Origin of the sequence: Micromonospora sp. NPDC047134, assembly GCF_040643455.1 — a bacterium.
In the GTDB taxonomy this organism is placed as follows: domain Bacteria; phylum Actinomycetota; class Actinomycetes; order Mycobacteriales; family Micromonosporaceae; genus Micromonospora.
In genome coordinates, this window is sequence record NZ_JBEYUI010000013.1 from 90740 (window position 1) to 116414 (window position 25675).

23 protein-coding genes are annotated in these 25675 nt (G+C 71.1%); 16 read left to right on the forward strand and 7 right to left on the reverse strand.

What is annotated here, in order from left to right:
• The first annotated feature begins 216 nt into the window (after window positions 1-216).
• The 7 genes from ABZ795_RS17350 (at window position 217) to ABZ795_RS17380 (ending at window position 8077) form a co-directional block, all read left to right on the forward strand.
• Entirely contained in the window at window positions 217-1365 is a 1149-nt protein-coding gene (locus tag ABZ795_RS17350) for an exonuclease SbcCD subunit D (RefSeq protein ID WP_327022035.1), read from the forward strand.
• Window positions 1365-3839 (forward strand): SMC family ATPase, encoded by a 2475-nt coding sequence (locus ABZ795_RS17355; RefSeq protein WP_357531076.1) that lies wholly within the window; start codon window positions 1365-1367, stop codon window positions 3837-3839. Before ABZ795_RS17350 ends, ABZ795_RS17355 begins: the two co-directional genes overlap by 1 nt.
• Before the next feature lie 7 nt (window positions 3840-3846).
• Window positions 3847-4800, forward strand: a complete 954-nt coding sequence (locus ABZ795_RS17360) for a hypothetical protein (RefSeq protein WP_357531077.1) — start codon at window positions 3847-3849, stop codon at window positions 4798-4800.
• Window positions 4800-5657 carry a fused MFS/spermidine synthase gene (locus ABZ795_RS17365; protein ID WP_357531078.1) on the forward strand — a complete coding sequence of 286 codons (858 nt, stop codon included), beginning with the start codon at window positions 4800-4802 and terminating at the stop codon, window positions 5655-5657. Before ABZ795_RS17360 ends, ABZ795_RS17365 begins: the two co-directional genes overlap by 1 nt.
• 83 nt (window positions 5658-5740) lie before the next feature.
• Complete coding sequence (locus ABZ795_RS17370) at window positions 5741-6433, forward strand: sigma-70 family RNA polymerase sigma factor (RefSeq protein WP_327022039.1); 693 nt, start codon at window positions 5741-5743, stop codon at window positions 6431-6433.
• A complete protein-coding gene (locus ABZ795_RS17375) occupies window positions 6430-7206 on the forward strand; it encodes a zf-HC2 domain-containing protein (protein ID WP_357531079.1) in 777 nt (258 codons plus the stop codon). The genes ABZ795_RS17370 and ABZ795_RS17375 overlap by 4 nt, the downstream gene beginning before the upstream one ends.
• Before the next feature lie 193 nt (window positions 7207-7399).
• On the forward strand, window positions 7400-8077 hold the full coding sequence (locus ABZ795_RS17380) for a hypothetical protein (protein WP_327027199.1): 678 nt from the start codon (window positions 7400-7402) through the stop codon (window positions 8075-8077).
• A gap of 56 nt (window positions 8078-8133) precedes the next feature.
• Here the strand turns inward: ABZ795_RS17380 and ABZ795_RS17385 are convergent, their stop codons facing one another.
• From ABZ795_RS17385 to ABZ795_RS17400, 4 genes are all read right to left on the reverse strand, one after another.
• The gene (locus ABZ795_RS17385; RefSeq protein ID WP_357531080.1) at window positions 8134-9894 is read right to left on the reverse strand and encodes a stealth family protein; all 1761 of its coding nucleotides are present in this window, start codon (window positions 9892-9894) and stop codon (window positions 8134-8136) included.
• Between the two features lie 63 nt (window positions 9895-9957).
• Window positions 9958-12156 carry a glycosyltransferase family 4 protein gene (locus tag ABZ795_RS17390; protein ID WP_357531081.1) on the reverse strand — a complete coding sequence of 733 codons (2199 nt, stop codon included), beginning with the start codon at window positions 12154-12156 and terminating at the stop codon, window positions 9958-9960.
• Window positions 12153-13754, reverse strand: a complete 1602-nt coding sequence (locus ABZ795_RS17395) for a stealth family protein (RefSeq protein WP_357531082.1) — start codon at window positions 13752-13754, stop codon at window positions 12153-12155. The genes ABZ795_RS17390 and ABZ795_RS17395 overlap by 4 nt, the downstream gene beginning before the upstream one ends.
• Window positions 13751-15607 (reverse strand): stealth family protein, encoded by a 1857-nt coding sequence (locus tag ABZ795_RS17400; RefSeq protein ID WP_357531083.1) that lies wholly within the window; start codon window positions 15605-15607, stop codon window positions 13751-13753. The genes ABZ795_RS17395 and ABZ795_RS17400 overlap by 4 nt, the downstream gene beginning before the upstream one ends.
• 499 nt (window positions 15608-16106) lie before the next feature.
• Between ABZ795_RS17400 and ABZ795_RS17405 the strand changes: the two genes are divergently transcribed.
• Window positions 16107-17024, forward strand: coding sequence for a DNA-3-methyladenine glycosylase 2 family protein (locus tag ABZ795_RS17405; protein ID WP_357531084.1), 918 nt, complete (start codon window positions 16107-16109; stop codon window positions 17022-17024).
• Between the two features lie 26 nt (window positions 17025-17050).
• Here ABZ795_RS17405 and ABZ795_RS17410 read toward each other — a convergent pair whose 3' ends face one another.
• Window positions 17051-17263, reverse strand: coding sequence for a hypothetical protein (locus tag ABZ795_RS17410; RefSeq protein ID WP_357531085.1), 213 nt, complete (start codon window positions 17261-17263; stop codon window positions 17051-17053).
• Window positions 17264-17398: 135 nt separating this feature from the next.
• Here ABZ795_RS17410 and ABZ795_RS17415 point away from each other — a divergent pair, with 135 nt between their 5' ends.
• The 4 genes from ABZ795_RS17415 (at window position 17399) to ABZ795_RS17430 (ending at window position 21895) form a co-directional block, all read left to right on the forward strand.
• Entirely contained in the window at window positions 17399-18511 is a 1113-nt protein-coding gene (locus ABZ795_RS17415) for an ATP-dependent DNA ligase (RefSeq protein ID WP_357531141.1), read from the forward strand.
• A 33-nt stretch (window positions 18512-18544) separates the two neighbouring features.
• Complete coding sequence (locus ABZ795_RS17420; protein WP_357531086.1) at window positions 18545-20128, forward strand: alpha/beta hydrolase; 1584 nt, start codon at window positions 18545-18547, stop codon at window positions 20126-20128.
• A gap of 556 nt (window positions 20129-20684) precedes the next feature.
• Window positions 20685-21344: a C39 family peptidase gene (locus ABZ795_RS17425; RefSeq protein ID WP_357531087.1), complete on the forward strand. Its 660-nt coding sequence runs from the start codon at window positions 20685-20687 to the stop codon at window positions 21342-21344.
• A 98-nt stretch (window positions 21345-21442) separates the two neighbouring features.
• Entirely contained in the window at window positions 21443-21895 is a 453-nt protein-coding gene (locus ABZ795_RS17430; RefSeq protein WP_357531088.1) for a GNAT family N-acetyltransferase, read from the forward strand.
• On the opposite strand, the gene ABZ795_RS17435 is transcribed toward ABZ795_RS17430, so the two are convergent.
• Window positions 21885-22145, reverse strand: coding sequence for a hypothetical protein (locus tag ABZ795_RS17435; protein WP_357531089.1), 261 nt, complete (start codon window positions 22143-22145; stop codon window positions 21885-21887). The genes ABZ795_RS17430 and ABZ795_RS17435 overlap by 11 nt on opposite strands.
• Window positions 22146-22543: 398 nt before the next feature.
• Between ABZ795_RS17435 and ABZ795_RS17440 the strand changes: the two genes are divergently transcribed.
• The 3 genes from ABZ795_RS17440 (at window position 22544) to ABZ795_RS17450 (ending at window position 24052) form a co-directional block, all read left to right on the forward strand.
• Window positions 22544-23410 (forward strand): helix-turn-helix transcriptional regulator, encoded by an 867-nt coding sequence (locus ABZ795_RS17440; protein ID WP_357531090.1) that lies wholly within the window; start codon window positions 22544-22546, stop codon window positions 23408-23410.
• Window positions 23403-23600: a DUF397 domain-containing protein gene (locus ABZ795_RS17445; RefSeq protein WP_357531091.1), complete on the forward strand. Its 198-nt coding sequence runs from the start codon at window positions 23403-23405 to the stop codon at window positions 23598-23600. The genes ABZ795_RS17440 and ABZ795_RS17445 overlap by 8 nt, the downstream gene beginning before the upstream one ends.
• Window positions 23601-23857: 257 nt before the next feature.
• Window positions 23858-24052, forward strand: coding sequence for a DUF397 domain-containing protein (locus ABZ795_RS17450; RefSeq protein ID WP_357531092.1), 195 nt, complete (start codon window positions 23858-23860; stop codon window positions 24050-24052).
• 134 nt (window positions 24053-24186) lie between these two features.
• Here ABZ795_RS17450 and ligD read toward each other — a convergent pair whose 3' ends face one another.
• The gene (ligD, locus tag ABZ795_RS17455) at window positions 24187-25212 is read right to left on the reverse strand and encodes a non-homologous end-joining DNA ligase (RefSeq protein ID WP_327022053.1); all 1026 of its coding nucleotides are present in this window, start codon (window positions 25210-25212) and stop codon (window positions 24187-24189) included.
• A 47-nt stretch (window positions 25213-25259) separates the two neighbouring features.
• Between ligD and msrB the strand changes: the two genes are divergently transcribed.
• Window positions 25260-25670: a peptide-methionine (R)-S-oxide reductase MsrB gene (gene msrB, locus ABZ795_RS17460; RefSeq protein ID WP_357531093.1), complete on the forward strand. Its 411-nt coding sequence runs from the start codon at window positions 25260-25262 to the stop codon at window positions 25668-25670.
• Window positions 25671-25675 lie beyond the last annotated feature (5 nt).

A 25675-nucleotide genomic window follows, 5' to 3' on the forward strand; every position in this document is an offset into this window, starting at 1 on the left:
GAAGCGGAGCCCCGCAGTCGCGAACGAAAGGCCAGCCCCGTGAGCGCGAGGAGTGCAGCGAAGCGGAGCCCCGCAGTCGCGAGCGAAAGGCCAGCCCCGTGAGCGCGAGGAGTGCAGCGAAGCGGAGCCCCGCAGTCGCGAGCGAAAGGCCAGCCCCGTGAGCGCGAGGAGTGCAGCGAAGCGGAGCCCCGCAGTCGCGAGCGAAAGGCCAGCCCAGTGAAGATCCTGCACACCTCGGACTGGCACGTGGGCAAGGTCCTCAAGGGGCAGTCGCGGGCCGAGGAACACAAACAGGTGCTGGCCGGGGTCATCGACATCGCCCGGCAGGAGCGACCGGATCTGGTCGTCATCGCCGGTGACCTGTACGACACGGCCGCCCCGACGGCGGAGGCCACCCGGCTGGTCACCCGGGCCTTGACCGCCTTGCGGCGCACCGGCGCGGACGTGGTGGCCATCGGCGGCAACCACGACAACGGTGCCGCCCTGGACGCCCTGCGCCCGTGGGCCGAGGCCGCCGGCATCACCCTGCGCGGGGCGGTACGCGAGGACCCGGCCGAGCACGTCATCGACGGCACCACTCCCGGTGGGGAACGCTGGCGGTTGGCCGCCCTGCCGTTCCTGTCCCAGCGGTACGCGATCCGGGCGGTGGAGATGTACGAGTTGACCGCCGCGGAGACCATCCAGACCTACGCCGACCACCTGGGCCGCATCCTGGCCCGGTTGACCGAGGGGTTCACCGAGCCGGACCGGGTCCACCTGGTCACCGCCCACCTGACCGTGGTCGGGGCGGCCACCGGCGGCGGTGAACGGGATGCGCACACCGTCATGGGGTACGCCGTACCGGCCACGGTCTTCCCGGGCACCGCCCACTATGTGGCGCTGGGGCACCTGCACCGGGCCCAGCGGGTCTCCGGGCCCTGCCCGATCCGCTACAGCGGTGCCCCGCTGGCGGTGGACTTCGGCGAGCAGGAGAACGTCCCCTCGGTGACCCTGGTAGAGGTCAGCGCGACCACGGCGGCGCAGGTGCGGGAGGTACCGGTGACGGCGGCGACCGCCCTGCACACCGTACGCGGCACGCTGGAACAGCTGGCCGGGATCACCCCACCGGAGGGTTGGCTGCGGGTGTACGTACGCGAGCAGCCCCGCGCCGGGCTGCGCGAGGAGGTGCAGGAGTTGTTCCCCCGCGCCCTGGAGATCCGCATCGACCCGGAGCTGCTGGCGGCGCCCGGCAGCGGCGCCCGGGTCGCCCAGCGCGCCGGGCGTACCCCCCGCCAACTGTTCGCGGACTACCTGGACAGTCGGGGGCACGCCGACGAGGGGGTCCGGGACCTCTTCGACGAACTCCTCGAACAGGTGGAGCACTGATGCGGCCGATGCGGTTGGACCTGGCCGGGTTCACGGTGTTCCGGGACGAGACCACGATCGATTTCACGGACGCGGACTTCTTCGCCCTGGTCGGTCCCACCGGCTCCGGCAAGTCGACAGTGCTCGACGCGATCTGCTTCGCCCTCTACGGCACGGTGCCCCGCTGGGGCGGCACCCGGGGGCTGGGTAACGCGCTGGCCCCCTCGGCGACGGAGGCCCGGGTGCGGCTGGTCTTCGAGTCGGCCGGGGCCCGTTACGTGGCTACCCGGGTGGTGCGTCGCGACGGCCGGGGCAATGTCAAGACCGCCAATGCCGGGTTGCAGTTGATGCCGGACGGCTTCGACGTCACCAAGCTGGACACCGGGCTGAGCCCGGAGGATCTCGGCGAGGTGGTCGCCGGCACCCCGGCCGAGATGGAGTCCGCCGTGCTGGCGGCGGTCGGCCTGCCGTACGAGCAGTTCACCAGTTGCGTGGTGCTGCCGCAGGGGCAGTTCGCCGACTTCCTGCACGCCCGACCGGCCACCCGGCAGCAGATCCTGGTCAACCTGCTGGGCCTGGGGGTGTACGAGGAGGTGCAGAAGCTGGCCACCGGTCGGGCCGGGCAGGCCGAGGCGAAGCTGGAGGCTCTGGACCAGTTGCTAGCCGGGCTGGCCGACACCGACGAGGCCACCCTGGAACAGGCCACCGCGCAGGTCGAGCGGATGACCGAGCTGGCCGGGGCGGTGACCGAGGCCGTACCGGAGCTGGAGCGGGCGCGGGCCACGGCCCGGGAGGTGGCCCGGGCCCTGGCCGCCCTGGACGCCGACCTGGCCCTGCTGGAGGCGGTCCGGGCCCCGGAGGTCACCGCCGAGCTGACCCGGGCGGTGTCCGCCGCCCGGGCGGCGGCGGATGCCGCGGTGGACGAGGTCTCGCTGGCCGAGGAGCGTGAGGAGAAGCTGCGCGGCGAGCTGACCGCCCTGGGCGACGAGAGCACCCTGCGGCTGCTGCTGGGGGCCTACGCCGATCGGGAGCAGTTGGCCGGGCAGGCCGAGGCGCTGCGGGTGGCGGTGGAGCAGGCCGCTGCGCGGCACGAGGCGGCCGTGACGGCGCTGGCCCAGGCCGGTGCGCAGGCCGAACGAGCCGAGGCGGAGCTGGCGGCGGCCTTCCAGGCCCACGAGGAGGCGAAGACCGCCGACCAGGCGGCGGCGCTGCGGGCGCACCTGAGCGACGGGGACCCCTGCCCGGTGTGCGAGCAGGTGGTGGCCCGGGTGCCGGCGATGCCGGCCGGGTCGGCGGTGGCCCGGGCGGTGGCCGCCGGCAAGGCCGCCCGGACGGCCAGCGAGGTCGCCAAGCGGCTGGTGGCCGAACGCGACACGGCGGCCCGGGAACTGGACCGGGTCCTGGTGCGGGCCCGCGCCGAACACGACGGGGTACGGGCCCGGCTGTCCACGTTGGACGAACGCCTGGCCGACGCGGCCAGCCCGCAGACCCTGCGGGAACGGCTGGCCGAACACACCCGGCTACGGGCCGCCCTGGACGAGGCGGCCACCGCGGTACGGGCCGGTCGGGACGCCGCCCGCCGGGCCCGGGGCACCCTGGAGGCGGCCCAGGAGCGGCTGCGTACGGCCTGGCGGCACTTCGACGGCACCCGCGACGGGTTGGCCCGTTTCGGCCCTCCGGGGGTCGACCGGGAGGACCTGGCCGCCGCCTGGACCGCCCTGTCGGAGTGGGCGCGGCAGCAGGCCCGGGACCGCCGCTCGCAGCGGGAGGGCCTGGCCGCATCGGTCGCCGACGCCGAGACGGCCACCCGGGCGGCGACGGAGCGCATCGAGGGCATCTTCGCCGAGGCGGGGCTGCCCGCTCCGGAGGATCCGGTCCGCGCCGCGACCGTGGCGGTGGAGCGGGCCGAGGCCGAGCTGCGCCGGCTGGTGGAGCGCCGCGAGCAGGCGGCGCAGCTACGCGAGCAGCGGGCCGAGCACGAGCGGGAGGCCCAGGTGGCCCGGGCGCTGGCCGGGCACCTACGGGCCAACAACTTCGAACGGTGGCTGCTGGCCGAGGCCCTGGACCTGCTGGTCGACGGCGCCTCCCGGATCCTTCGGGAGCTTTCCGGCGGCCAGTACGACCTGGTCCACGACAAGGGCGAGTTCTTCGTCGTCGATCATCACGATGCCGGCCTGCGGCGGGGGGTGCGGACCCTGTCCGGCGGGGAGACCTTCCAGGCTTCCCTGGCGTTGGCGCTGGCCCTGTCCGAACAGTTGGCCGGGATGTCCACCACCGCGGCCAGCCTGGAGTCGATCGTGCTGGACGAGGGTTTCGGCACCCTGGACGCGGCCACCCTGGACACGGTCGCCGCCACTCTGGAGAACCTGGCCGCCCGGGGGGACCGGATGGTCGGGGTGGTCACCCACGTACCGGCGTTGGCCGAGCGGATCCCGGTGCGTTTCGAGGTACGCAAGGACGCCCGCTCGGCCCGGGTGGAACGGACCGGCCGGTGAGGCGACCATGACCCGGTTCTTCGTCGACGCCTGGGATCCTGCCTACGGGGCCTCCTTCGAGGCCTCCGCGGGTGGTCCGGCCGCGCCGAGCAGCGCCCAGGTCGACGCCGACGCCGAACTGCCCGCGGTGGACTGGCGGGCCATCGGCCCCCGCCCGGGGGTGCGGGCCCCGCATGTGGTGCTGCTGGTCGACGGGGTACGCCGGATCGACGCCAGCGTCTGGACGGCAGAGGAGGACGGCACCTCGTACCCCGGCCTGGCCGCCTCGTACGCCGCCGGGGTGGTGCGGTGCGACCTGGAGCGCGGTGCGGCGCAACTGGCCGGGGCGAAGGTCGGCCGGGGGCTGTTCACGGCCAGCCCTTCGGCGGCCGAGGTGGTGGCCGGCAACGTCCGCTACCCGGTGCACCGGGTCAGCGGCACGGGCGAGTTGGCCAAGCTGCCGGCGGCCGTGCAGGGGCCGCTGACCGCCCTGGAGGTGGAGGTCTCCGACGCCGCCCGTACGGACGAGGATCTGCTGGTGGTGGACGGGCCGCTGCGCAACCGGCGGCAGTTGCCGCGCACCCTGGGGTACATCAAGACCCAGCACAGCCAGTATCTCGACGCCCGGCTCACCGCCGTGGTCACCGGGCTGGCACCGGGCCACCGGTCGCCGGTGTTCCGCCTCGGCACCGCCTGGGGTGGCTGGTCGTGGTATCTGCGGCTGCCGGTGGCCCCCGGGGCCCCCTGGGCCGGCATCGTCCGGATGGAATGCTCCGCCGAACTGGAGATCGACGAGGCGGTACGGCTGGCGGATCTGTCGCTGGTGACCCTGCCCCGGTTCGCCTCCACCCCCTACAAGGATCCCCGGGCCCCGCAGAACCTGGTGCCGATCGCCGGCCTGGAGCGGCTGCTGCGGTCCCGATTGGGTGACGCCCGGCTGCTGCACCGCGCCCTGAACGCCGCCGCGCGGACCAACCGCTGATGGGCCGCCGCCGCGACACCGACCGGCGCACCGAACAGGTCGACACCGGGTTGGCCGAGCTGACCCCCGATCCGGACCGCCCCGGCTCGTGGACCCTGTCGCTGGACGGGGCCCCACAGTCGCATGTGGACCTCGACGATCCGACCCACCTGGAGTTCGAGTACGTCCGGCGGCTGGCCGCCGCACTGGATCTGATCGCACCGACCGGCACCCCCCTGCGGGTGCTGCACCTGGGCGGCGGGGCGTTGACCCTGCCCCGCTATGTCGCCGCCACCCGACCCGGCTCCACCCAGCGGGTGGTCGAGGTGGACGGTGCCCTGGTCGACCTGATCCGCCGGGCCCTGCCCTGGCGGCCGGACGCCCGCCTGAAGGTGCGGGTCGCCGATGCCCGGGCGGCGTTGGTCGGCACCCGGGAGGGCAGCTACGACGTGGTGGTCGCCGACGTGTTCGCCGGTGCCCGCACCCCGGCCCGACTGACCTCTGTGGAGTACGCCGCCGAGGTGGCCCGGGTGCTCCGACCGGGCGGCTGGTACCTGGCCAATCTCGCCGACGGCCCACCCCTGCGCTACGCCCGGGGGCAGGTCGCCACGGTGCGTACCGTGTTGCCTCGGGCCTGTCTGGTCGCGGACGCCGGGGTGCTGCGGGGCCGCCGCTACGGCAACCTGGTGCTGGTCGCCGGTGCTCAGGAGCCCCCGGTACCGGAGTTGACCCGCCGGGCCGCCGGTGACTGGTTTCCCGGCCGGGTGCTGGCCGGCACCGACCTCGACCGCTTCGTCGGGGGCGCCCCGGTGGTCCACGACGAGCAGGCCACGGACTCCACCCCACCCCCGGCGGGAATTTTTTCCGTCCGACGTTGATCTGTACGGCCCGGCCGTGCGTATCAATCGGCAGCCATGCCCGTGGGGGGACGGCTTCTGTCCATGGACAACCGGAGGTCTGCATGCACGCACTGGCGGCCGGTTGGCACGGCGAACGGGTGCGGGTGGACTGGATGTCTGCCCGGTCCCAGTCCCGGCCGACCACGACCACCAACGGGGTCGACTCGCGTGCGGGGTCTCGCCAGAATAGCCCGGTGACGCCGCGCCCCGCCCCTGGCCGCCATCAGGCGACGACCACCGAGGCCGCCCACTCCGACCAGTTGATCCGCACCCTGTACGCCGAGCACGCCGGTCCGCTGCTGATGTTCGTGATGCGACTGACCGGTGGTGACCGGCAGCGGGCCGAGGACATCGTGCAGGAGACACTGCTGCGGGCCTGGCGTAACGCCCACCGGCTGGGCACCCAGGGACAGGGTTCGTTGCGTCCCTGGTTGGTTACGGTGGCCCGCCGCATCGCCATCGACGAACACCGCAGTGAACAGGCCCGCCCGGCCGAGACGTACGACCGGGACCTGACCGCGTTCGCCGAGTCGGACAACACCGACCGGGTGCTGCGTTCGATGACAGTGGCCGACGCACTACGCACGTTGAGTCAATCGCACCGGGAGATCCTGGTGGCGACCTACTTCCGAGGGCGTACGGTGCCAGAGGCGGCCGAGGAACTCGGTCTGCCCCTGGGCACCGCCAAGTCACGGGTCTACTACGCGCTGCGCGCCCTGCGCACAGCCTTGCAGGAGAGGGGGGTGACGGAATGAGCCGAGTTGACCACATGGACGTCGCCGCGTACGCGCTCGGCGTGCTGGACGAACAGGACATGGAACGGTTCGAGGAACACCTCGCAACCTGCTGGGCGTGCGCCGCCGAGTTGGAGTCGATGGTGCCGGTGGTCGGGCTGCTCTCCGACATCGACGCGGAGTCGGTGACGGCGCTGGAGCAGACCCACACCAATCCGGTCCTGCTGGACCGGACCCTGGTGGCGATGCGGGCGCACCGGCGCAAGGCACGGTTCCGGCAGATTCTCGCGACCGCCGCGGCCGTGGTGGTCCTCGGTGGGATCACCGGGGTGGTGTTCAGCAATCTGGCCGACAGTGGTGCCGCACCCCCGGTCGCCGGTCCGACCTCCGGACCGGTGGAGGTGCCGACCAACCGCCCGGGCAACCCGGATGGCCCGGGATTCGGGGGTACCAAGCAGGAGGGCAAGCAGGTCGACGCCACCGACCCGACCACCGGGGTCACGGCCACCTTCTTCCTGGCCGCGAAGGATTTCGGCACCAACATCAACTTCACCCTGGGTCGGCTGCCCGGTCCCCGGGAGTGCCGTCTGGTGGTGGTACGCCGGGACGCCAGCACCGAGGTCATCTCCAGTTGGTCGGTCCCGCAGGGCGGCTACGGCACCAACAGCAATCCCCAACCGCTGACCCTGTCCGCCGCCACCTCCTCCACATTGGACGAGGTCAAGCACTTCCAGGTGCAGGAGGTCGACGGCAAGGGAGTGGGCAAGACCCTGGTCACGGTGCCCGCTGGCTGAGCGCCCGGAGATCGCGCGAAGGCCCGCCTCGATCGAGGCGGGCCTTCGCACGTCCACCCCTGCACGGACAGCCGTCGATTCCGGTTCAATCGATGGGCTGTGAAATGAGCCACCGTTCTGCTTTCAACCTTGACAGCACTGTTTCCCGTACTTCCCGGTGACTTGTCAAGTATGAGGAGGGCACGTGGCAAAGATGAAGCGGACCGTCGTTGTCGCGAGCGCCATGGTCGCACTTACGGCCTGCGCGCCCGCGGGCTACAACGGAGCGGACCCCGGCGCGGCGGAACCGGTCGCCGTCGCTGCGGCCGACTCCTCGGCGACCCCGGAGCCGGAGATCAGCGCGGACCCCGGGGCCAGTCCCGAACCGGGCACCTCGGCCTCGCCGGGTGCGGAGAACGAGAACGATGCCCCGCTGCCCGAGGGTGTCGAACTGACCGAGAGTCTGACCGGCAAGAAGTTCCCCCGGATGGGCAGCGCGGTCGTCAACCAGGACGGGTTCCTGCTGTACCGCTTCGACCGGGACAGCAACGACCCGCCGACGACCAACTGCGAGGACCAGTGCGCCGAGGTGTGGCCCCCGGCGCTGACCGACGGCAACCCGAAGCTCAAGGGGGTCTCCGACGACGCGGTCGGCACCATCACCCGCCCCGACGGCACCCGTCAGATCACCCTGGACGGTTGGCCCCTCTACACCTACATCGGTGACAAGAAGCCGGGCCAGTGGAAGGGCCAGGGGGTCGGCGGCACCTGGTTCGTGGTCAACCCGGACGGCAGCAAGAACCTGGAGTGCCTGCCCAAGGGCACCCCGAAGGCGGTAGAGCCGCCGTCGAAGACCAAGTCGGGCGGCTCCGACTCGGACTACGACTACTGACCCTGAGGTTCCTCCGATGGCCGGCCGCAGCAACTGCGGTCGGCCATCGTCGTCCGTCAGGCCCGCTCCCAGGGGCTGGGGACCGGGAGGTAGGTGTCCAGGAAGGGCGTGACGACCGCCAGTTGAGCGGCCAGATCCTCCTCCGTGGAGAAGGCGTCGTTCAGGCAGAAGACATGCCGGTCCCGCCGGGCCAGCAGGTGCGCCAGCCGTCCCGGGGTGCCCGGATCGGACAGCTCCGCGATGGTGTACCGCAGGTTCCCCGGCACGGCCCGCCCGGTGTGGAAGGCGTAGTAGTGATGCAGCGACGAGGCGATCGAGATGTCCGTCATGCTGCGGAAACGACTCCCGGCCGTCTGCCGGTGGGCGGCGGGGAAGGCCTCCTCGATCTCGTACAGCACACTGCGCCGCAGGGCGTGGGGCATGTGCTTCATCTTCTGGGTCAGCACGGTCCCGAACCGCTCGGCGATCAGGGCCCGGTTGTTCTTTCCGGCCGCCGACGAGGGGATGTCCTCGGCGGTCGCCGTGCCCGGCGGCACCAGGGCCGGCGAGGGGAAGTACCGGGAGATGCCGTTGGCCAGGAAGAAGTCCGAGGGCAGCACCTCGCTGCCGAGGAACACGTCGTCGTTGAAGTAGAGGAAGTGTTCCGCCAGCCCCTCGATGTGGTGCAGTTGGCTCTCGATGGCGTGCGAGTTGTAGGTGGGCAGCACTTCCGGGTCGGCGAAGATCTCCCGATGGCCTACCACCCGCAGTCCGGGCGCGGACCGGTCCAACCAGGGCGGCACCTGATCGTCGGTGACCAGGTAAACCTGGCGCACCCAGGGCGCGTACAGGTGCAGGGAACGCAGTGAGTAGCGCAGCTCGTCCCGGCTGAGGAACCGGGCCGGGTTGGCCGCCTCACTGTGGTACGGCACCCCGGTCGCCGCCGCCCGCCGCCGCAGCCAGTCGGGGTCGGTGCCGTCGACCCAGGTGTAGACCACATCGATCGGGAAGGTGACATCCTCCGGGCGTCGCCCGGCGAACGGCGACCTGGTCCGGGCGGTCGCCGTGGTGGTCGGGGGCAGCAGCCTGGTGAACAGCGCCTCGGAGGCGACGACCGGCGGCTGCGCCGGGTCTACCTGCTCGGCCACCGGATTGGGGCGGGGGGCCACCAGGGTGTTTCCCCGGCGGGTCCAGAACTCCACCTCGCACCCGTACTGCTGCCCCAGCACCATCCGGTGTCGGGGATCCGTCCGGTACCAGGTCAGCCGGAGCACCTCGGCCGCGGCCAGGCGCTTCCACACCCTGGGCTCGAATCCCGGGGCCGGCGGTTGCTCGCCGCCGGAGCCCACCTGGGTGACATAGCCGGGAGTACGCGTGCAGGCCGCCGCCAGGGCGGCGTACACCCGGTCCCGGTCGGCGACGTCCACCCCGACCACGGAGGACCTCTCGGAGCCGCCCCGGACCCGGAAGAAGTCGACACCGGCCTCCGTCAGGGCCACGGTCACCGCCGCCAGGTTCTCGGTCCGGGCCAGCAGGGGGGTCAGGTCGGCGGCCACCAGGGCGATCCGGGGCGCCCGGTCGGCGGTGACGGCCGCCCGGTCACCGCCGGAGAGCAGTTCCGGCTGTTGGCGGGCCAGCCGCTCGGCTCGACGACCCGCCGACCGGGTGTCCTCGGCGGCCCGGGCCACCCACTGCTTCAGTTGGTGCCGGGCTCGGGGACTCACCTTCTTGGCGATGGCCCGCCGGGTCTGCGGGCTGAGCACCCGCCGATAGACCTCCACGAACCCGGAGGGTTCGGCGACAGCTCTGGGGATCTCGGCTCGCCCCGGCTCGGTCACGGCTACCTTGCTCCTCTGTGCGGGCGCTCCGGGAGCGCGATCTGGGGGCGCATCCTGGGGGCGCTAGGGGCGGTCGATGATCGTGAAGGAGAGTTCACTGTCGATGGTGTAGTAGGGGCGGACCCGCAACCTCGGCGCCGGGTCCTCCTCGACCAGGTCCAATGGGATCAGCTGGGTCAGGTCGATCTCCGGATAGCTGTACGCGCGCTTCTTGTCGACCACGTCGTCGGCGAACCGGCCCATCCGCACCTCGTCCGCGCCGCACCGCAGATAGACGTCCCAGTCCTCGTACCGGCCCAACCGCAGGTCGGTCAGGGGGGTCAACGGCACCACCATGCTCAGCTGCCCCTGCGGGGCCGGCCCGACCGGCAGGCTCAACGACTCCGGGACATCCCCCCGTCGGCGCAGCACCGCCTGATCCGGTACCCCCGGTCCGTGCCAGGTGAAGGTGACCGCTACAGCCGTGCCGTCGACCGCGATCCGGCGTACCTCGGCGTGGCGGGCCCGCACCCAGCTACGGATCGCCAGGAAACCGTCCGCCGTCTGGTACGGCACCTGCGCCGACAGGCCCGCCCGGTCCCCCAGCGGACCGGCGGCACCGGACAGCACCCGGCAGTCCACCCGCTGGGGACGCAACCGACGCCGACCCTTGTTCCCCTCGGTCAGGAAGAGGTTCCAGCGGCCCTCGGACAGGGCCCCGGCGTCGAGGGCGACCTCCGCCCGCGTCCCGTCCGGGGAGGGCACGAGAGGGGTACGGAGCACCTCCCGGGTGTCCCGGTTGCTCAGCACCACGCACGCCTCGCCGGCACCGGTGGTCCCGTCCACCGACACCCGCAGGCCCAGATCCGGCAACACCAGGCAGTCCGCCACCGGTGCCTCCTGGGTCTCCGAGATCCGGCGTCTGATCGCGGATTGCAGCCGGGTGCTGGTGCTGCGGGCCCGGGGTATCCGGGTCAGTCGCAGCAGAGCGCCCATGCTCGCCCGTCGGGCCAGTTCGTTGCCGGCGATCCCCCGCAGCACCGGATCGGCCAGGGCGCGGGCCAGCCCGGCCTCCCGGCGGGTCGGCTCCGTCGGCAGGGGTCGGCGTCCCACCCGCCGGGGGCGGGGCACCTGGCTGCGGCGGACCGCTAGCACCTGGGCGCAGTCCCGGGCGAACTGGGCGGCCAGGTGCACCGGATCGAAGCGGGCGGAGTGGGTCACCGCCATCCGGCCCATCCGGATGCGCAGCTCGTCGTTGTGCATCAGAACCCGCAGCGCATCGGCGTACGCCCCGAAGTCGTCCGTGGGTACCAGCAGGCCGTCCTCGCCGTGGGTGATGATCTCGCGGGGGCCGACCGGGCAGTCGCTGCTGACCACCGGCAGGCCCAGTCGCATGGCCTCGACGATCGTCATGCCGAAGGACTCCCGCTGCGAGGAGACCGCGGCGATGGCGCCCTTGACCCACTCCGCGGCCATGTCCTCGCGCCGCCCCATCAGCAGGACCTGGCCGTACAGGCCCAGCTCACGGATGAGCCGGGCCAGCCCCGGCCGCTGGTCGCCGTCCCCGTAGATCCGCAGGGTCCAACCCGGGCAGTCCCGGACCGCCTGGCCGAAGGCCAGGATCAGTTGGTCGTACCGCTTGAGCGGTTCCAGGCGGCCCGCCGCCACGACGATCCGGCTCCGCCCGTCCGCCGGCGGAATCGAGCTGGCCGGCACGCTGTTGGCCAGGGCCTTGACCTGGGTGAACGGGACGGGGTTGCCGGTGCGGAAGGCCTCGGCGTCCGCCTGGGACACGGTGTACGCAAGGTCGATGCGCGAGTAGTACCGGCTGATGTCGGCCTTGACCGCCTCGTGGATCAGGTCCTGGGTCATGTGTTCCTGGGCCACCCGCACCACATGCTCCGGGGCGTACCTGGCGATGACGAGGTTGAGCCCCGGTCGGGTGCCCACGACCACGTCGGCGTCGGTGTGCCTGAGGTAGCGGACCATCCGCTCGTCGGTCAGCCGGCTGTACTGCTGGTGGAACTCCTCCTGGGTCGGGATCACCGTGGAGGGTTCCCGCAGTTGGGGGTCGGAGCGGTCCGGCCGCCGTGGCCTGATGTCGACCAGCGGCACCACGGTGATCCGGTCGTCGCCGTCGAACATCATCCGGTCGACTCGCCGGAAGACCGAGGCGATCTCGACGGTGTGGCCGTCCTCGACCAGGCCGGTGGCCAGGTTGAGCACCGCTCGGTTGGTGCCGCCCACCCCGTAGAAGTTGTGCACCAGGAAGGAGAACTTCACCGCTGGTCCGCCGCCTCGTAGGGGCTGGGCACCGGGAAGTACGCCTGAAGGAAGGGCTCCAGGACGGCCATCTGCTGCTGGAGTTGGGCGTAGGTGGAGAAGGCGTCGTTGATGCAGAAGGTATCCCAGTCCCGCCGGGCCTCGGCCCGCTTGAGTCGGGCGACGAGATCCGGCACCGCCAACTGCACGTACCCGTAGTTCACCTGGCCGGGCAGGGCCCTACCGGTCAGGAAGGCGTAGTAGTGGTACAGGGAGTAGGTGATGATGATGTCGGTGGCGCTGCGGAACCGGCTGTGCGCGGTGCGGGCGTGTTCCTGCGGAAACTCCCGCTGGATCTCGGCCAGGATGCTGCGCCGCAGCGGGTAGGGCACATGCTGGCTGCCCTGGGTCAGGGTCCGGCCGAACCGTTGCTCGATGAGCCGCCGATTGTTCTTGATCATGGCGTCGATCGGGGTGTCCAGGTTGGTGATCGGACCGACCGGGACCCGGTTCTGGGACAGGAAGAACTTGGTGTTGCCGTTGGCCAGGAAGAAGGTCTGCGGGGCCAGCGGCCGGCCGAAGAACATGTCGTCATTGAGGTAGAGGAAGTGCTCGGCCAGGCCGTCGATGTTGTGCAGCTGGGTCTCGATGGCCACCGAGTTGAAGGTCGGCAGGGCCGCTCGGTCGGCGAAGATGTCCTGGTGGTCGACCACGAAGATGTTCCCCGGGCTCAGATCGAGCCAGGCGGGGCGCTGCCGGTCGGTCACGATGTAGATGTTGCGGACCCAGGGCGCGTTGAGGTGCAGTGAGCGCAGCGAGTACTTCAGCTCGTCCCGGTTGATGTAGCGCGACTCGCTGGCGGCCTCGGCGTGAAAGGCCTCCCCCTTGATCTCGGCCCGCCGGCGTTGCCAGTCCGGATCCGCGCCGTCCACCCAGGTGTAGACCACATCGATCGGGAACTCGATGTCGTCCGGCAGCGAGTGGTCGAACTCCGGCCGGGTACGCAGACCCGGGCCGGCGCCGCGCGCGGCCGCCAGGCGGGTGAAGCGGTGCTCGCCGACCCGCACCGGCACCCCCGCCATCGAGACCGCCGGCATCATCCGGTTGCGCCTGGGGGCACGCAGCACCTCGGCCCCCCGGTCCGGCTGCCAGAACTCGATCTCGCATCCGTACACCGGGCCGAGGACCAGCTTCATCGTCGGGTCCGCCCGGAACCAGGTCAGCTTGAACGCCTCGACGGTGTGCAGGTCGGCCCAGACCGCCGGGTCCTCGGCATCGTGCAGCACCGCGGTGACCGGTGGCTTCGGCAGCACCTGACTGAGGTAGCAGCCGGCGGTGGCCCCGAGCTTCTCCAGGGCACCCAGGACGGCCGTCCGGTCCTGCTGGCTGACCCCGATCACCGGGGTGCGGTCGTCCATCCCGCGTACCAGGAAATGGTCCACGCCGTGCGCGTCCAGGGCCCCGGTCACCGCGGCGACATTGAGCCGGCGGGCGAGCAGGGGGGTCAGGTCGGGGTGGACATGAGCGCGCCGACGACGCCCGTCCACCAACACCTCACGAACATCGACACCCCCCGGGGGCACCGTGTCGGTCGTCCGGGGTGGGGAGGTCAGGTTCACGGTGATTCCCTGGGGGTCGAGGGCAGGGTGGGGGCGTCCGACCGGGGGCCGACCCGCAGGGCCGGGAGGGTGGCCGCGTCCACCTGGCGGGCCGTCGGAAGTGAGGGGGTGGTCTGGGCGTCCACCTGCCCGGTGTACCGGTCGACACCTGCGGACTGCCGCCACAGGGCACTGGCGCCCAACTCCCGCCGCCGGGCCACCTCCTCCTCCGGCAGCTCGAAGGGCGCGGGGAAGGGCAGATAGCGGGGCAGGACCTCGGCGAGCATCCGTTCCTGCTCCTGGAAGGTCCGGGGGTCGGAGTCGGTGTCGTTCAGGCAGAACACGTCACGGTCGCGGTGGGCCAGCAGTTCGGCCAGCCGGGCGGGCGTCGCCGGGTGGCCGAGGTCGGCGTACTCGTACTCGATCTCCCCCGGGACGGCCTGGGCGGTCAGGTAGGCCCAGTACTGGTGCAGGGAGGACGGGATCGACAGATCCCGGTGGTCGCGGAACCGGTGCCGGGCCGTGGCGGTCACCTCCGCCGGCAAGGTCGCCTCGATCTGCTGCATGATGCTGCGCCGCAGGGCGAAGGGGGTGTGCTTCATCTTCTGCGTGATGGTCACACCGAAGTGGCGCTGGATGTGCCGCCGGTTGTTCTTCCCGGCGGCGTTCACCGGAAGGTCACCGGGGGTGGCCTCGCCGAGCCCGAACTGCGCCGGAGAGGGGAAGAACTTGGCGATCCCGTTGGCGTGGAAGAAGTGGGTGGGCAGCAGCGGCCGACCCAGGAAGACGTCGTCGTTGAGGTAGAGGAAGTGCTCCGCCAGGCCCTCGATGCGGTGTAGCCGGGACTCGATGGCGTGCGAGTTGAACGAGGACAGGCCGTCCAGGTCGGCGAAGAGGTCCGCATGCGACACGACCGTGACCATCGGATGGTCGGGGTCCAGCCAGCTCGGCAACTGGCTGTCCGTGACCACGAAGATCTTCCTCAGCCAGGGGGCGAAGCTGTGCAGCGAGCGCATGGAGTACCGCAGTTCGTCGCGGTTGTGGTAGCGCGAGGTGTTGGCGGCGATCGCGTGCAGGGCGGCGTCCGGGGTACCCATCGCCGCCTGCTTGCGCTCCCGCCATTCCGGGTCCGCGCCGTCCACCCAGGTGTAGACCGCGTCGATCGGGAAGCTGACCCGGTCCGGGGCGCGTACGGCCAGGTCACGACGGGTGCCGTAGGTGTGGTCGTCGGCCTCGGGCACGAAGTGGCTGAGCAGGGCGGCGGCGACCCGCACCGGTTGCGCCTGGGCCGGAGCCTCGTCGATCACGGCGTTGTGCCGGGGTGCCCGTACCAGGTCACCGACCCGGGTCCACATCTCGATCTCGCAGGCGAACTGCGCGCCGAGCACCACCCCCGCCCGCATGTCCGTCACCGGGAACCACACCTGGATCACCTCGGTCGGCTCCAGGTCCGGCTGGTCCCGGTCCGGCCGTACCTCGACCACCCGGACCTGGGCTCCGGACAGCAGCGGTGCGGAGTCGACCAACCGCCGCACCGCCTCCCGCTGATCGTCCAGCACCGCCACCGAGCTACGCAGGTAGTCGTCGTGGCGTACACAGTGGTATTCGATCCCGGCGGACTCCAGAGTGGAGGTCACCGCGGTCAGGTTGCGGTGCCACATCTGAAGGGGGGTCGCCGCGGCGACGACCTCGGCCTCGGCGCGGACCCCGTCGTCGCTGACCAGCACTCGGGCGCCGATCGGGTGCAGGGTCTCCCCGCCGCGAGGGCGGGTGAGGGTACGCACGATGCCGAGCCGGTGCTGCTCCGGGAGCAGCCGCAACAGGTGACGCCGGACGCCCGGCGGCAGGAGACGGTAGACACGCAGCGCGATCATCGGATCGTCACGCTCGGTTCAGCCACCTGGGGCCACCCCACCTCAAAGGTGCCGCCCGTACGGCGTGACGACGGTTCTGAAACACCCCGACCGAACGATCGCGCCAGCAGCCATCCCGGCACCTCCTGAGCAGATTCCCCGTGACCCGCGGCAGGTCTGACCTCATCGGGGTGACCTCGTGGCCAGCCATCCGACATGCACCGGCTGCTATGTCGGCCGGGCGGATGCCGCGCTGGTCGGACCCTAACAGCGCACTTCACTTACAGGTGAGGAATCAAACCTTTCCATATTGATCGTGTCTCGGTGTGAGGTCAGTTACATCAGCAAATGGAGGTATTTGCCCGATGATTCCTGACCGTTCGGTGGGCCCCGCGATGAACGGACGGTGACCGAGAAGGGTCCGGAGCGCCGATCGAAGTCGGGCCGGCGGTGTCCGGGGCGCCGACCAGAGCCGGGTCCGGCGGTGCCCCGGGCGCCGGTGAGGTGGCACAGTGGGGTCGTGACCGGAGCCGCACCCACCGCCGGCCGGACCCTGCGCCCGCCGTCCGGCTACCGGTTGGCCGCCTCGATCCGGCCACTGACCTTCAGCCCGTACGATCCCTGCGCCCGGATCACCGGCGACACCTTCTGGCTGGCGGCGCGCACCCCGGTCGGGCCCGCCACCCTGGCCCTGCACGCCACCGGCGACGAGTTGCGCGCCGAGGGGTACGGGCCCGGCGGCGGCTGGCTGGTCGAGCAGGCCGACGCGATCGCCGGGCTGCGCGACGACCTCACCGGCTTCGCCGACCTGGCCCGGTCCCACCCCGTGGTGGCCCGCCTGGCGGCCCAGCACCCAGGTCTGCGGATGCCCGCCACCGGGCTGGTCTTCCCCCGGGTGCTGCGGGCCGTCTTCGAGCAGAAGGTCACCGGCAAGGAGGCCTACCGGGCGTACGCGGCCACCGTCCGCCACTTCGCCGAGCCGGCACCGGGACCGGTGTCGCTGCTCCTGCCGCCCGAGCCGGGGGCCGTGGCAGCCGCCCCCTACTGGGTCTTCCACCCCTTCGGGGTGGAGCAGCGCCGCACCGACACCCTGCGCCGGGCCGCCGCCGTCGCCGACCGGCTGGAACGCTGCGAGGACTCGGCGAGGGCCACCCGTGCCCTGCTGTCGATCAACGGGATCGGCCCGTGGACGGCCGCCGAGGTCGTCCGGGTGGCGTACGGCGACCCGGACGCGGTGAGCGTCGGCGACTACCACGTACCGAACACGGTGGCCTGGGCCCTGGCCGGCGAGGCCCGCGCGGACGACGCCCGGATGCTGGAGTTGCTGGAGCCGTTCCGGGGCCACCGGGGCCGGGTCTGCCGACTGCTGGAGGTGGCCGGCATCCACGCCCCCAGGTTCGGCCCCCGGATGCCGATCCGCTCCTTCGCCCGCTACTGACGGTCACCCCCGCTGCCAGCCGGGTCTCAGGCGGCTTCGTGCAGGTCGGCCAGGTCGACCGGGCTCCACTGGCGCAGCAGCGCCGCCAACTCGGCCACCGTGGCCACCTCGCCGAGCACGTTGTCCCCGCCGCCGAAGCGGCTGGGGTAGCGGTGGGTCAGCCGGTAGACGTACCGGCCCCGGATCAGCTCGACGCTGACCCGCCACCGTCCGCAGCACCCGCAGACCCACTCCGACACCCCGCGAAAGTAGCTCTGACCTGCCGTTCTCCGAATCTCCCAGGCGCGCTGGGACAGCCCAGCGGCGGACACGCCGCCCGCCGGTGCGCCGTGATGTGCCTCACCGTTGTCGGTGGGTTCTGGTTGACTGTCGCCGTGGACCTGCCGATCAATCCGCCGGTGGAGCCGATGCTCGCCCGCAGTGTCGCCTCGATCCCCACCGGGTCGGGGATGACCTACGAGCCCAAGTGGGACGGGTTCCGCTGCATCATCTTCCGCGACGGCGACGAGGTGGAGCTGGCCAGCCGGGGCGGCAAGCTGATGACCCGCTACTTCCCCGAGGTGGTCGAGCAGGCCCGTCGGCAGTTGCCGGACCGCTGCGCGGTCGACGGTGAGCTGATCGTGATCCGCCGCGACGGCCCGGAGGCCGCCCCCCGGCTCGACTTCGAGCTGCTGGCCCAGCGCATCCACCCGGCCGCCTCCCGGGTGAAGCTGCTCGCCGAGACCACCCCGGCCGACTTCGTCGCCTTCGACCTGCTCGCCCTCGACGACGAGAGCCTGCTGGAGGTGCCCTACCCGACCCGGCGGGCCCGGCTGGAGCAGGCCCTGGCAAAGGTGCGTCCGCCGGTGCACCTCACCCAGATCACCACCGAGGCCGACACCGCCCGCCGCTGGTTCGAGGTGTTCGAGGGGGCCGGGTTGGACGGGCTGATCGCCAAACCCGCCGACCTGCCCTACGAGCCGGGCAAGCGGTTGATGTTCAAGGTCAAGCACGCCCGCACCGCAGACGTGGTGGTCGCCGGGTTCCGCTGGCACAAGTCCGGGCCGGTGGTCGGTTCCCTGCTGCTCGGGCTCTACGACGACGCGCAGGTGCTGCACCACATCGGAGTGAGCGCCTCGTTCACCATGGCCCGCCGGGCCGAGCTGCTGGAGGAGCTGGCCCCCTACCGCGAGGTCGCAGACGATCACCCCTGGGTGCACGGCGACCACGAGCGCGGCCAACGCATCCCGGGCGGGGTCAGCCGGTGGACCGGCACGAAGAACCTGGAATGGGAGCCCCTGCGCCCGGAGTTGGTGGTCGAGGTGGCGTACGACGCTATGGAGGGTGACCGGTTCCGGCACACCGCGCGGTTCGTCCGCTGGCGGCCCGACCGGGACCCCCTCTCCTGCCGGTACGACCAGTTGGAGCGGCCGATCCGGTTCGACGTGGACCAGGTCCTGCGCGGCGATCCGGCGGTGACGGTGGGGTCCGCTTCCGGTTCGGCGTAGCCTGACGATCGCACCGATCCCGGAGGCCCGCTCGTGACCCGTACTTCCGCACCGATCCGCCGTCGACGGCTCACCCTGGCCGGTCTGGTCGCCGCCGCGGTGGTCGCCGCCGGTTGCACCCTGCCGGCGCTGGCACCGCACGACGACACCGTCAGCAGGGCCGCCCCACCGGGCACGACACCGACCTGGCAGGCCTGCCCGGAGGTCGCCGACGAGGTGGTCGGGCGAGGGGCACCGGGCATCCGGTACGAATGCACCCGCATCCGGGTCCCCCGCGACTGGGCCGGCGGCAGTGGCGCCACGACCGGCCCCGGTGCCGGAGAGACCTTCGAGATCGCCCTGATCCGGGCCCGCTCCGAAAACCAACGCGACCGGATCGGTTCCCTGCTGGTCAACCCCGGTGGTCCCGGCGGTTCCGGAGTGGACACCGCCGTCTACCTCTCCTTCGGCGAGCGGTACGGCGGGCTGCCCGACCGCATCCTGGAACGCTTCGACATCGTCGGCTTCGACCCTCGCGGGGTGGCCCGGTCCAGCCCGGTGGAGTGCATCTCCGACGACGACCTGGACGCCGTCTTCGGCTCCGATCCCGACCCGCAGAGCCAGGAGTCCTTCGACGGCCTGGTCGACCTCGCCGACCGCATCGGCCGGAGCTGCGGCGACAAGTACGGCGACCAACTCCCGCTGTACGGCACCGAGCAGGCCGCCCGGGACATGGACGCGATCCGCGCGGCGGTCGGCGACGACCAGCTCACCTACCTGGGCTACTCCTACGGCACCCTGCTCGGTGCCACGTACGCCCAACTGTTCCCCACCCGGGTGCGGGCGCTGGTACTCGACGGGGCGATCGACCCCCGACAGGGTCTGATCGAGGGCTCGGAGAGCCAGGCCAAGGGCTTCGAGCGGGCCTTCGACAACTTCCACCGGTGGTGTGCTGCCAACGCCGCCCGCTGCCCGATCGCCCCGGACGCCCGGGCGGCGGTCGTCTCCGCGATCGACAAGGCCCGGGTGTCCCCGGCCCGTTCCGCCGACGGCCGGGAAGCCACCGCCGGCTGGGTCTTCTACGCGGTCATCTCCTCCCTCTACACCGAGAGCGGCTGGCAGGAGTTGGCCCGCGCCATCGACCAACTGGAGGGCGGCAACCCGCAGGGGGTGTTCCAACTGGCCGACAATTACGCCGACCGCGACGACCGGGGCCACTACACCAACCTCTTCGACGCCAACACGGCGATCAACTGCGCCGACGAGGAGGAACGGCCCGACCTGGACCGCATCCGCCAACTGCAGTCCCAGTGGCGAGGACAGTACCCGTTGTTCGGCCCGGCCCTGGCCACCGGCCTGATCTCCTGCACCGAATGGCCGGGCGGCAGCGACCCCTACCCCACCGGCCGCGCCGACGGCGCCCCACCCATCCTGATCATCGGCACCACCGGCGACCCGGCGACCCCGTACGAGCAGGCCCCGGCCCTGGCCGAGATGCTCGGGGTGGGGCGGCTGCTCACCTGGGAGGGTGAGGGGCACACCGCGTACCCGCAGACCGCCTGCATCACCCAAGCCGTCGACGCCTACCTGATCGACCTGACCGTGCCGGCCGAAGGGAAGCGCTGCCCGGCCCGCTAGCCGCAGCCCTACCTCTGCCAGCTCGGGCGGCTTGGGCCACCGCGCCGTCACCGAGGGTCTCTCGGGGGAGCCCACGCACCTCGGCCGGCACCTGCGCCACTCGGACGGGCAACTCGTCCTGTTCGGCTTCGGTGCAACTCGTGGCCGTGGCCAGCACCAGCAGTGCAAGCGCAATCGACGCAGCTTGGCGGATACCGGTCATCCGGGCATTGTGATCCCCCGTCGGCATGCCGCCGCTTCCGGGCGAGGCCCGAGATTTCATGCCCGGCGCCGACCTGCCGTCCGGTACGTGGCCGTTTGCGGGCCGGCCCGATCAGCCGACGGCGCGGAATGATGCTCGGCTGCGGGTCGTTGTACATGGCATACCGCGAGGGCTTCCCCCGCCCCGCAACGCGGTCTCCCGGAACCCCTGGAATGTGGGGGCGCCCGGGATCGTTACATCCCCCGGACGCCCGAGCACCCCCGCCGGGCGTTCCTCTTTCCCCCCGCAGCACCGCGAACCCCGAACCGGGTTGATTCCTGCTGCGTACCCCCGAACGGAAGGTGTGAGTCGATCATGCGTACCACCATCCTGCGTAAGACCGCTCTGACCGTCGCCGCTGCCGCCGCCACCGCCGGTGGCATCGCCGGCCCCGCCGTCGCCGCCTACGCCGCCCCCGCGCCGGCCACGGCCGCTTCGGTGCAGGCCGACCGCAAGTCCAGCGACGAGCGCCAGCTCGACGTGCGCTACGAGGCCCAGCCCAACTTCTACTTCTGCGGCCCGGCCGCCGCCCGTAACGCGCTGAGCGTGCAGGGCAAGAACATCGACGTGTACGACATGGCCAAGCGGATGGGTACCACCGAGGCCGGTACCGACTCCATCAACGACATCACGCCGGTGCTGAACAAGGAGACCGGTAAGGACGTCTACAAGTCGGTGGAGATCCGGGACGCCAAGGCCGCCGAGAAGCATGCCGACAAGCTGCGCGAGGACATCGTGCGGACCGTCGACGACGGCCGTGCCGTGGTTGCCAACATCGCCGGCACCGCCACCGACACCGACGGCGGCGTGCACAGCTTCGAGGGCGGGCACTACGTCAGCGTCACCGGATACGACGACGAGGGCGAGACCGTGACCATCGCCGACTCGGCCGACCCGGCCAAGGCCTCGTACCGGATGGACGTCGACACCCTCGCCAACTGGATCGCCACCCGCGGTTACTCCGCAGCCTCCTGACGATCCGACAACCGAACACTCGAAGGGTCGACCCCCTGCCGGGGTCGGCCCTTCGGTCTGCCGCAGCCCGGTCGCCGCAGGTATGTCACCCTCACTGAATGAACGACATGATCTTCCGTACGGCGATCCGGGCCGACCTGCCTACGGTGCTCGACCTGCTCGCCGACGACATGCTGGGACGTACCCGGGACGTCGGAGAGGTCGACGCCACCTACGAGAAGGCGTTTGCGGACATCACCGCCGACCCGCGCAACCACCTAGTGGTCGCCGAGGTCGACGGCGAGGTGGTCGGCTGCATGCAGCTCACCTACATCCCCGGGCTCGGTCGGCACGGGGCCGAACGGCAACTGATCGAGTCGGTTCGGGTTCGCTCCGACCAGCGGGGTCGGGGCCTGGGTCGGCTGATGATGACCTGGGCGATCGAGCAGGCGCGGCTGCGTGGCTGCGCCCTGGTGCAGCTCACCACCGACAAGAGTCGCCACGACGCACACCGCTTCTACCTGGGTCTCGGCTTCGTGGCCAGCCACGAGGGCATGAAGCTCAGTCTCTGACGCCGCCGCCGGTCGGCGGGTCGACCAGCCGGGGACGTCCCACCTCGCAGTCGAGGACGCTGGCCCAGAAGCTGGTCAGGACCGACAGGCTCGAACCGTGGGTCAGGCTCCGCGCGGCATTGCGGATCAGCCAGAAGTCGCCTTCGGGCAGGACGACCGCCCACCCGATCGGCCCGTCGTCCTCGGTCGCCAGGACCAGCAGTACCGGCTGGCTGACCACCTCGATCTCCGGCAGGTCCGTCACCTCCACGGGCTTCAGCCCTCGCGGCCCGCTCACCGGCTGCCGCCCCGGTCGCATCGCCCTACCAGGCGGCTGGAGCGCAACCCCACCCTCGTCGTCGTCCGTCGCTCAGGCTGGGCCGCCGTGGGGACACGCCCGGCAGACTCACCGGACCCATCGGAGCAGGTTGACTCCTCCACCACGTCAATCGGTTCGTCCTTGCGCTGAAACCACTTCCACCGCCCCACCCCGAAACCTCCCAATGCCAGCGACCAATCTCCTTCCGGAGCCAGAATCTGCGCGGCGCGAGCGATCGCGCAACATTCCTCGTGAGACAGTCACCTGGAGATGCTCTTTTCGTTTGCCGACGCGCAGGCCGTCTCGCGGCAAGCCCGGTGAGGCGTCGGCATGAGACAGGGAGGACGGCCATGGCCGAAGTCGGCTCCACGGTGCCCCGACGGGAACTCGGACGGCTACTCCGCCAGACCCGGGAGCAGGCCGGGATCGGTTTGGAGGCCGCTGCCTCGGATCTTGAATGGTCGCGGGCCAAGATGTATCGGATCGAATCAGGGCAGACTCCGATCCGTGCACTTGACGTCGAGCAGATGTGCCGGCTCTACGGCGCCTCGCCGGAGATGTCAGAGGTACTGGTCAGCCTCGCCAAGGAGTCCAAGAGCAAGGGTTGGTATCACGCCTACGGTGACGTGATCCCCCGATGGTTCCAGTTGTACGTGGGGCTTGAGTCCGCCGCGACTCGCATCCGCACCTACGAGCAGAGCCTGGTTCCTGGGCTGCTACAGACTCCCGACTACACGACAGCGGTCGCGAAGTGCCGACCGAACATCACCGATGACGAGGTCGCAAAAATCGTCGAGTTGCGGCTGGAACGACAGCGCATTCTCACCAGGCAGCGGCCGGCCGCGCCCACGCTGGACGTGATCCTCGACGAGGGTCTTCTGCACAAGGACGTGCCTGGCATGCCTCGGCAGATCGACAAGCTGATCGAGGCCAGCGAGGCACCCAATATGACCGTCAGAATCGCTCCACTTGGCGGCAACCTCAACCGTGCCGCCGTCGCCGGCAGTTTCGTGATCCTGGACTTCCCTGCCAAGGGGGCTCGATCAGCCGAACCAACTACCGTCTTCCACGAAAGCCTCTCCGGCGCGTTGTACCTTGATCGTCCAGATGAGGTCCGAGCGTACGCCGAGGTGTGGAACCAACTCAGCGCAACAGCGCTGAACAGCGAGGAATCCCGCTCGCTCCTGCGACGAGTCAAGGAGAAGCATCATGACTGACCTGCGCAGTGCGACTTGGCGCAAGGCCACTTACAGCAGCGACCAGGGGAACTGTGTCGAAGTGGCCGACGATCTTGGTGGCGTCGTGGGGGTTCGGGACAGCAAGGACACCACCGGACCGGTGCTGCTGTTCGCCCCCACCCAGTGGCGGTCCTTCGTCGAGACCATCAAGGCCGACGACCTCTCGTAGTCCCAACCCACCACACTCCGCGCCACCCCTCCGCGCTCCGCAAGATCGCGGGCGCTCCGCAAGATCGCGCTCGATTTGGGATCGAGTGGTCTCGGAGCGAATCAAGGCCACTCGATCCTGGATCGAGCGCGATCTTCAAAAGGGCCCCGCGCGGAAGCAGCCGAGCGTCCGTCCGAGTGCTGCCGCTGGGCAGCGGGCCGCACGCGGCATCCGTCGCCTACTCGTCCATCATCCTGGACCTTCAAAGAGAAGCTTCGATGAATGACCTGACCATCGCCCGGTGGCGCAGAAGCAGCCGAAGCGCTGAGGGTGAGTGTGTCGAAGTGACCAGCGATCTTGGTGGTGTCGTGGGGGTGCGGGACAGCAAGGACATCGCCGGGCCGGTGCTGCTGTTCGACCCCACCCAGTGGCGGTCCTTCGTCGAGACCATCAAGGCCGACCGCCTCTCGTAGCCCCTCACCGCACCCCGAGCCACCGAGCGCTCCGCAAGATCGCGCTCGATCTGGGATCGAGTGGCCTCGGAGCGAATTTAAGCAACTCGATCCTGGATCGAGCGCGATCTTCAAAGGCCCACGCGGAAGGCGAGTCAGCGGGGGCGGTCGCGGTCCTTGGAGGGTTGGACCCGCTTCGGTTCACCCGGCATCTTCGGGTGGTCCGGGGGGTAGGGCAGATCGCCCTCGCCGGCGGCGGCGTCCCGCTCGGCCCACTCCAGCAGCGGGGTGATGTCCCACGCGGTGTCGTCGATGCCGGCGTGCGGGTCGCCCTGCTCGGCCAGCCGCTGCGGGACCGTACCCAGGTCGAAGTCGTCCGGGTCGACCTGGGGCAACTCCTCCCAGGTGACCGGGGTGGAGACCGTGGCCCGGGCGTTGGCTCGCAGCGAGTACGCACACGCGATGGTGCGGTCCCGGGCCATCTGGTTGAAGTCGACGAAGACCCGTTCGCCGCGTTCCTCCTTCCACCAGGCGGTGGTGACCAGGTCGGGGCGGCGGCGGGCCAACTCCCGGGCCAGGGCGATGGTGGCCCGGCGTACCTCGACGAAGGTCCACCGTGGCTGGATTCGCAGGTAGACGTGCACCCCCCGCCCGCCGGAGGTCTTCGGCCAGCCGGGCACGCCCAGCTCGTCGAGGATGGCCCGCAGCTCCGCGGCGGCGGTGGCGGCGTGGGCGAAGTCGGTGCCGGGCTGCGGGTCGAGGTCTACCCGCAGTTCGTCGGGGCGGTCCGGGTCGGCGGCGCGTACCGGCCACGGGTGGAACACGACAGTGCCCATCTGCGCCGCCCAGGCCACATGGGCCAGGTCCGCCGGGCAGAGCTCCGCCGCCGTACGCCCACTGGGGAAGGTGATCTCGCTGGTCCGCACCCAGGGCGGCACCCCCCGGGTCGGCACCCGCTTGGAGAAGAACATCTCCCCCTCGATGCCGTCCGGGAAGCGTTGCAGGGTGGTCGGCCGTTCGCGCAGGGCACGCAGGATGCCCTCGCCCACCGCCAGGTAGTAGCCGAAGACGTCGGCCTTGGTGAAGCCCCGCTTCGGAAAGATCACCCGGTCCGGGCTGGACAGCCGTACGGTGTGTCCGGCGACCTCGATCTCCTGGGCCGCCGCCTTCGTGCCTGCCATTTCGCGACCATATGCGATGGGTCCGACGTTCGACGTACCGTTGACGGGTGAGTCTTCCCGACAGTGAACTGCCCCGCACCGAGGACGAGTGGCGGGTCCGGCTCAGCCCCGAGGAGTTCCGGGTGCTGCGCGAGCACGGCACGGAGCCCGCCTGGACCGGCGAGTACGTCGACACCAAGACCCCCGGCATGTACCACTGCCGGGCCTGCGGTGCCGAGTTGTACCCCAGTGACACCAAGTTCGACTCGCACTGCGGGTGGCCGAGCTTCGACGACGCCATCCCGGGTGCGATCAGGGAGATCGAGGACAACTCCCTGGGCATGCGGCGCACGGAGATCCGCTGCGCCCGCTGCGACAGCCACCTGGGGCATGTCTTCCGGGGCGAGGGCTTCACCCCGAAGAACACCCGCCACTGCGTGAACTCGCTGTCGATTCGCCTGGACCCCAGCACCCCCTGAGCCGG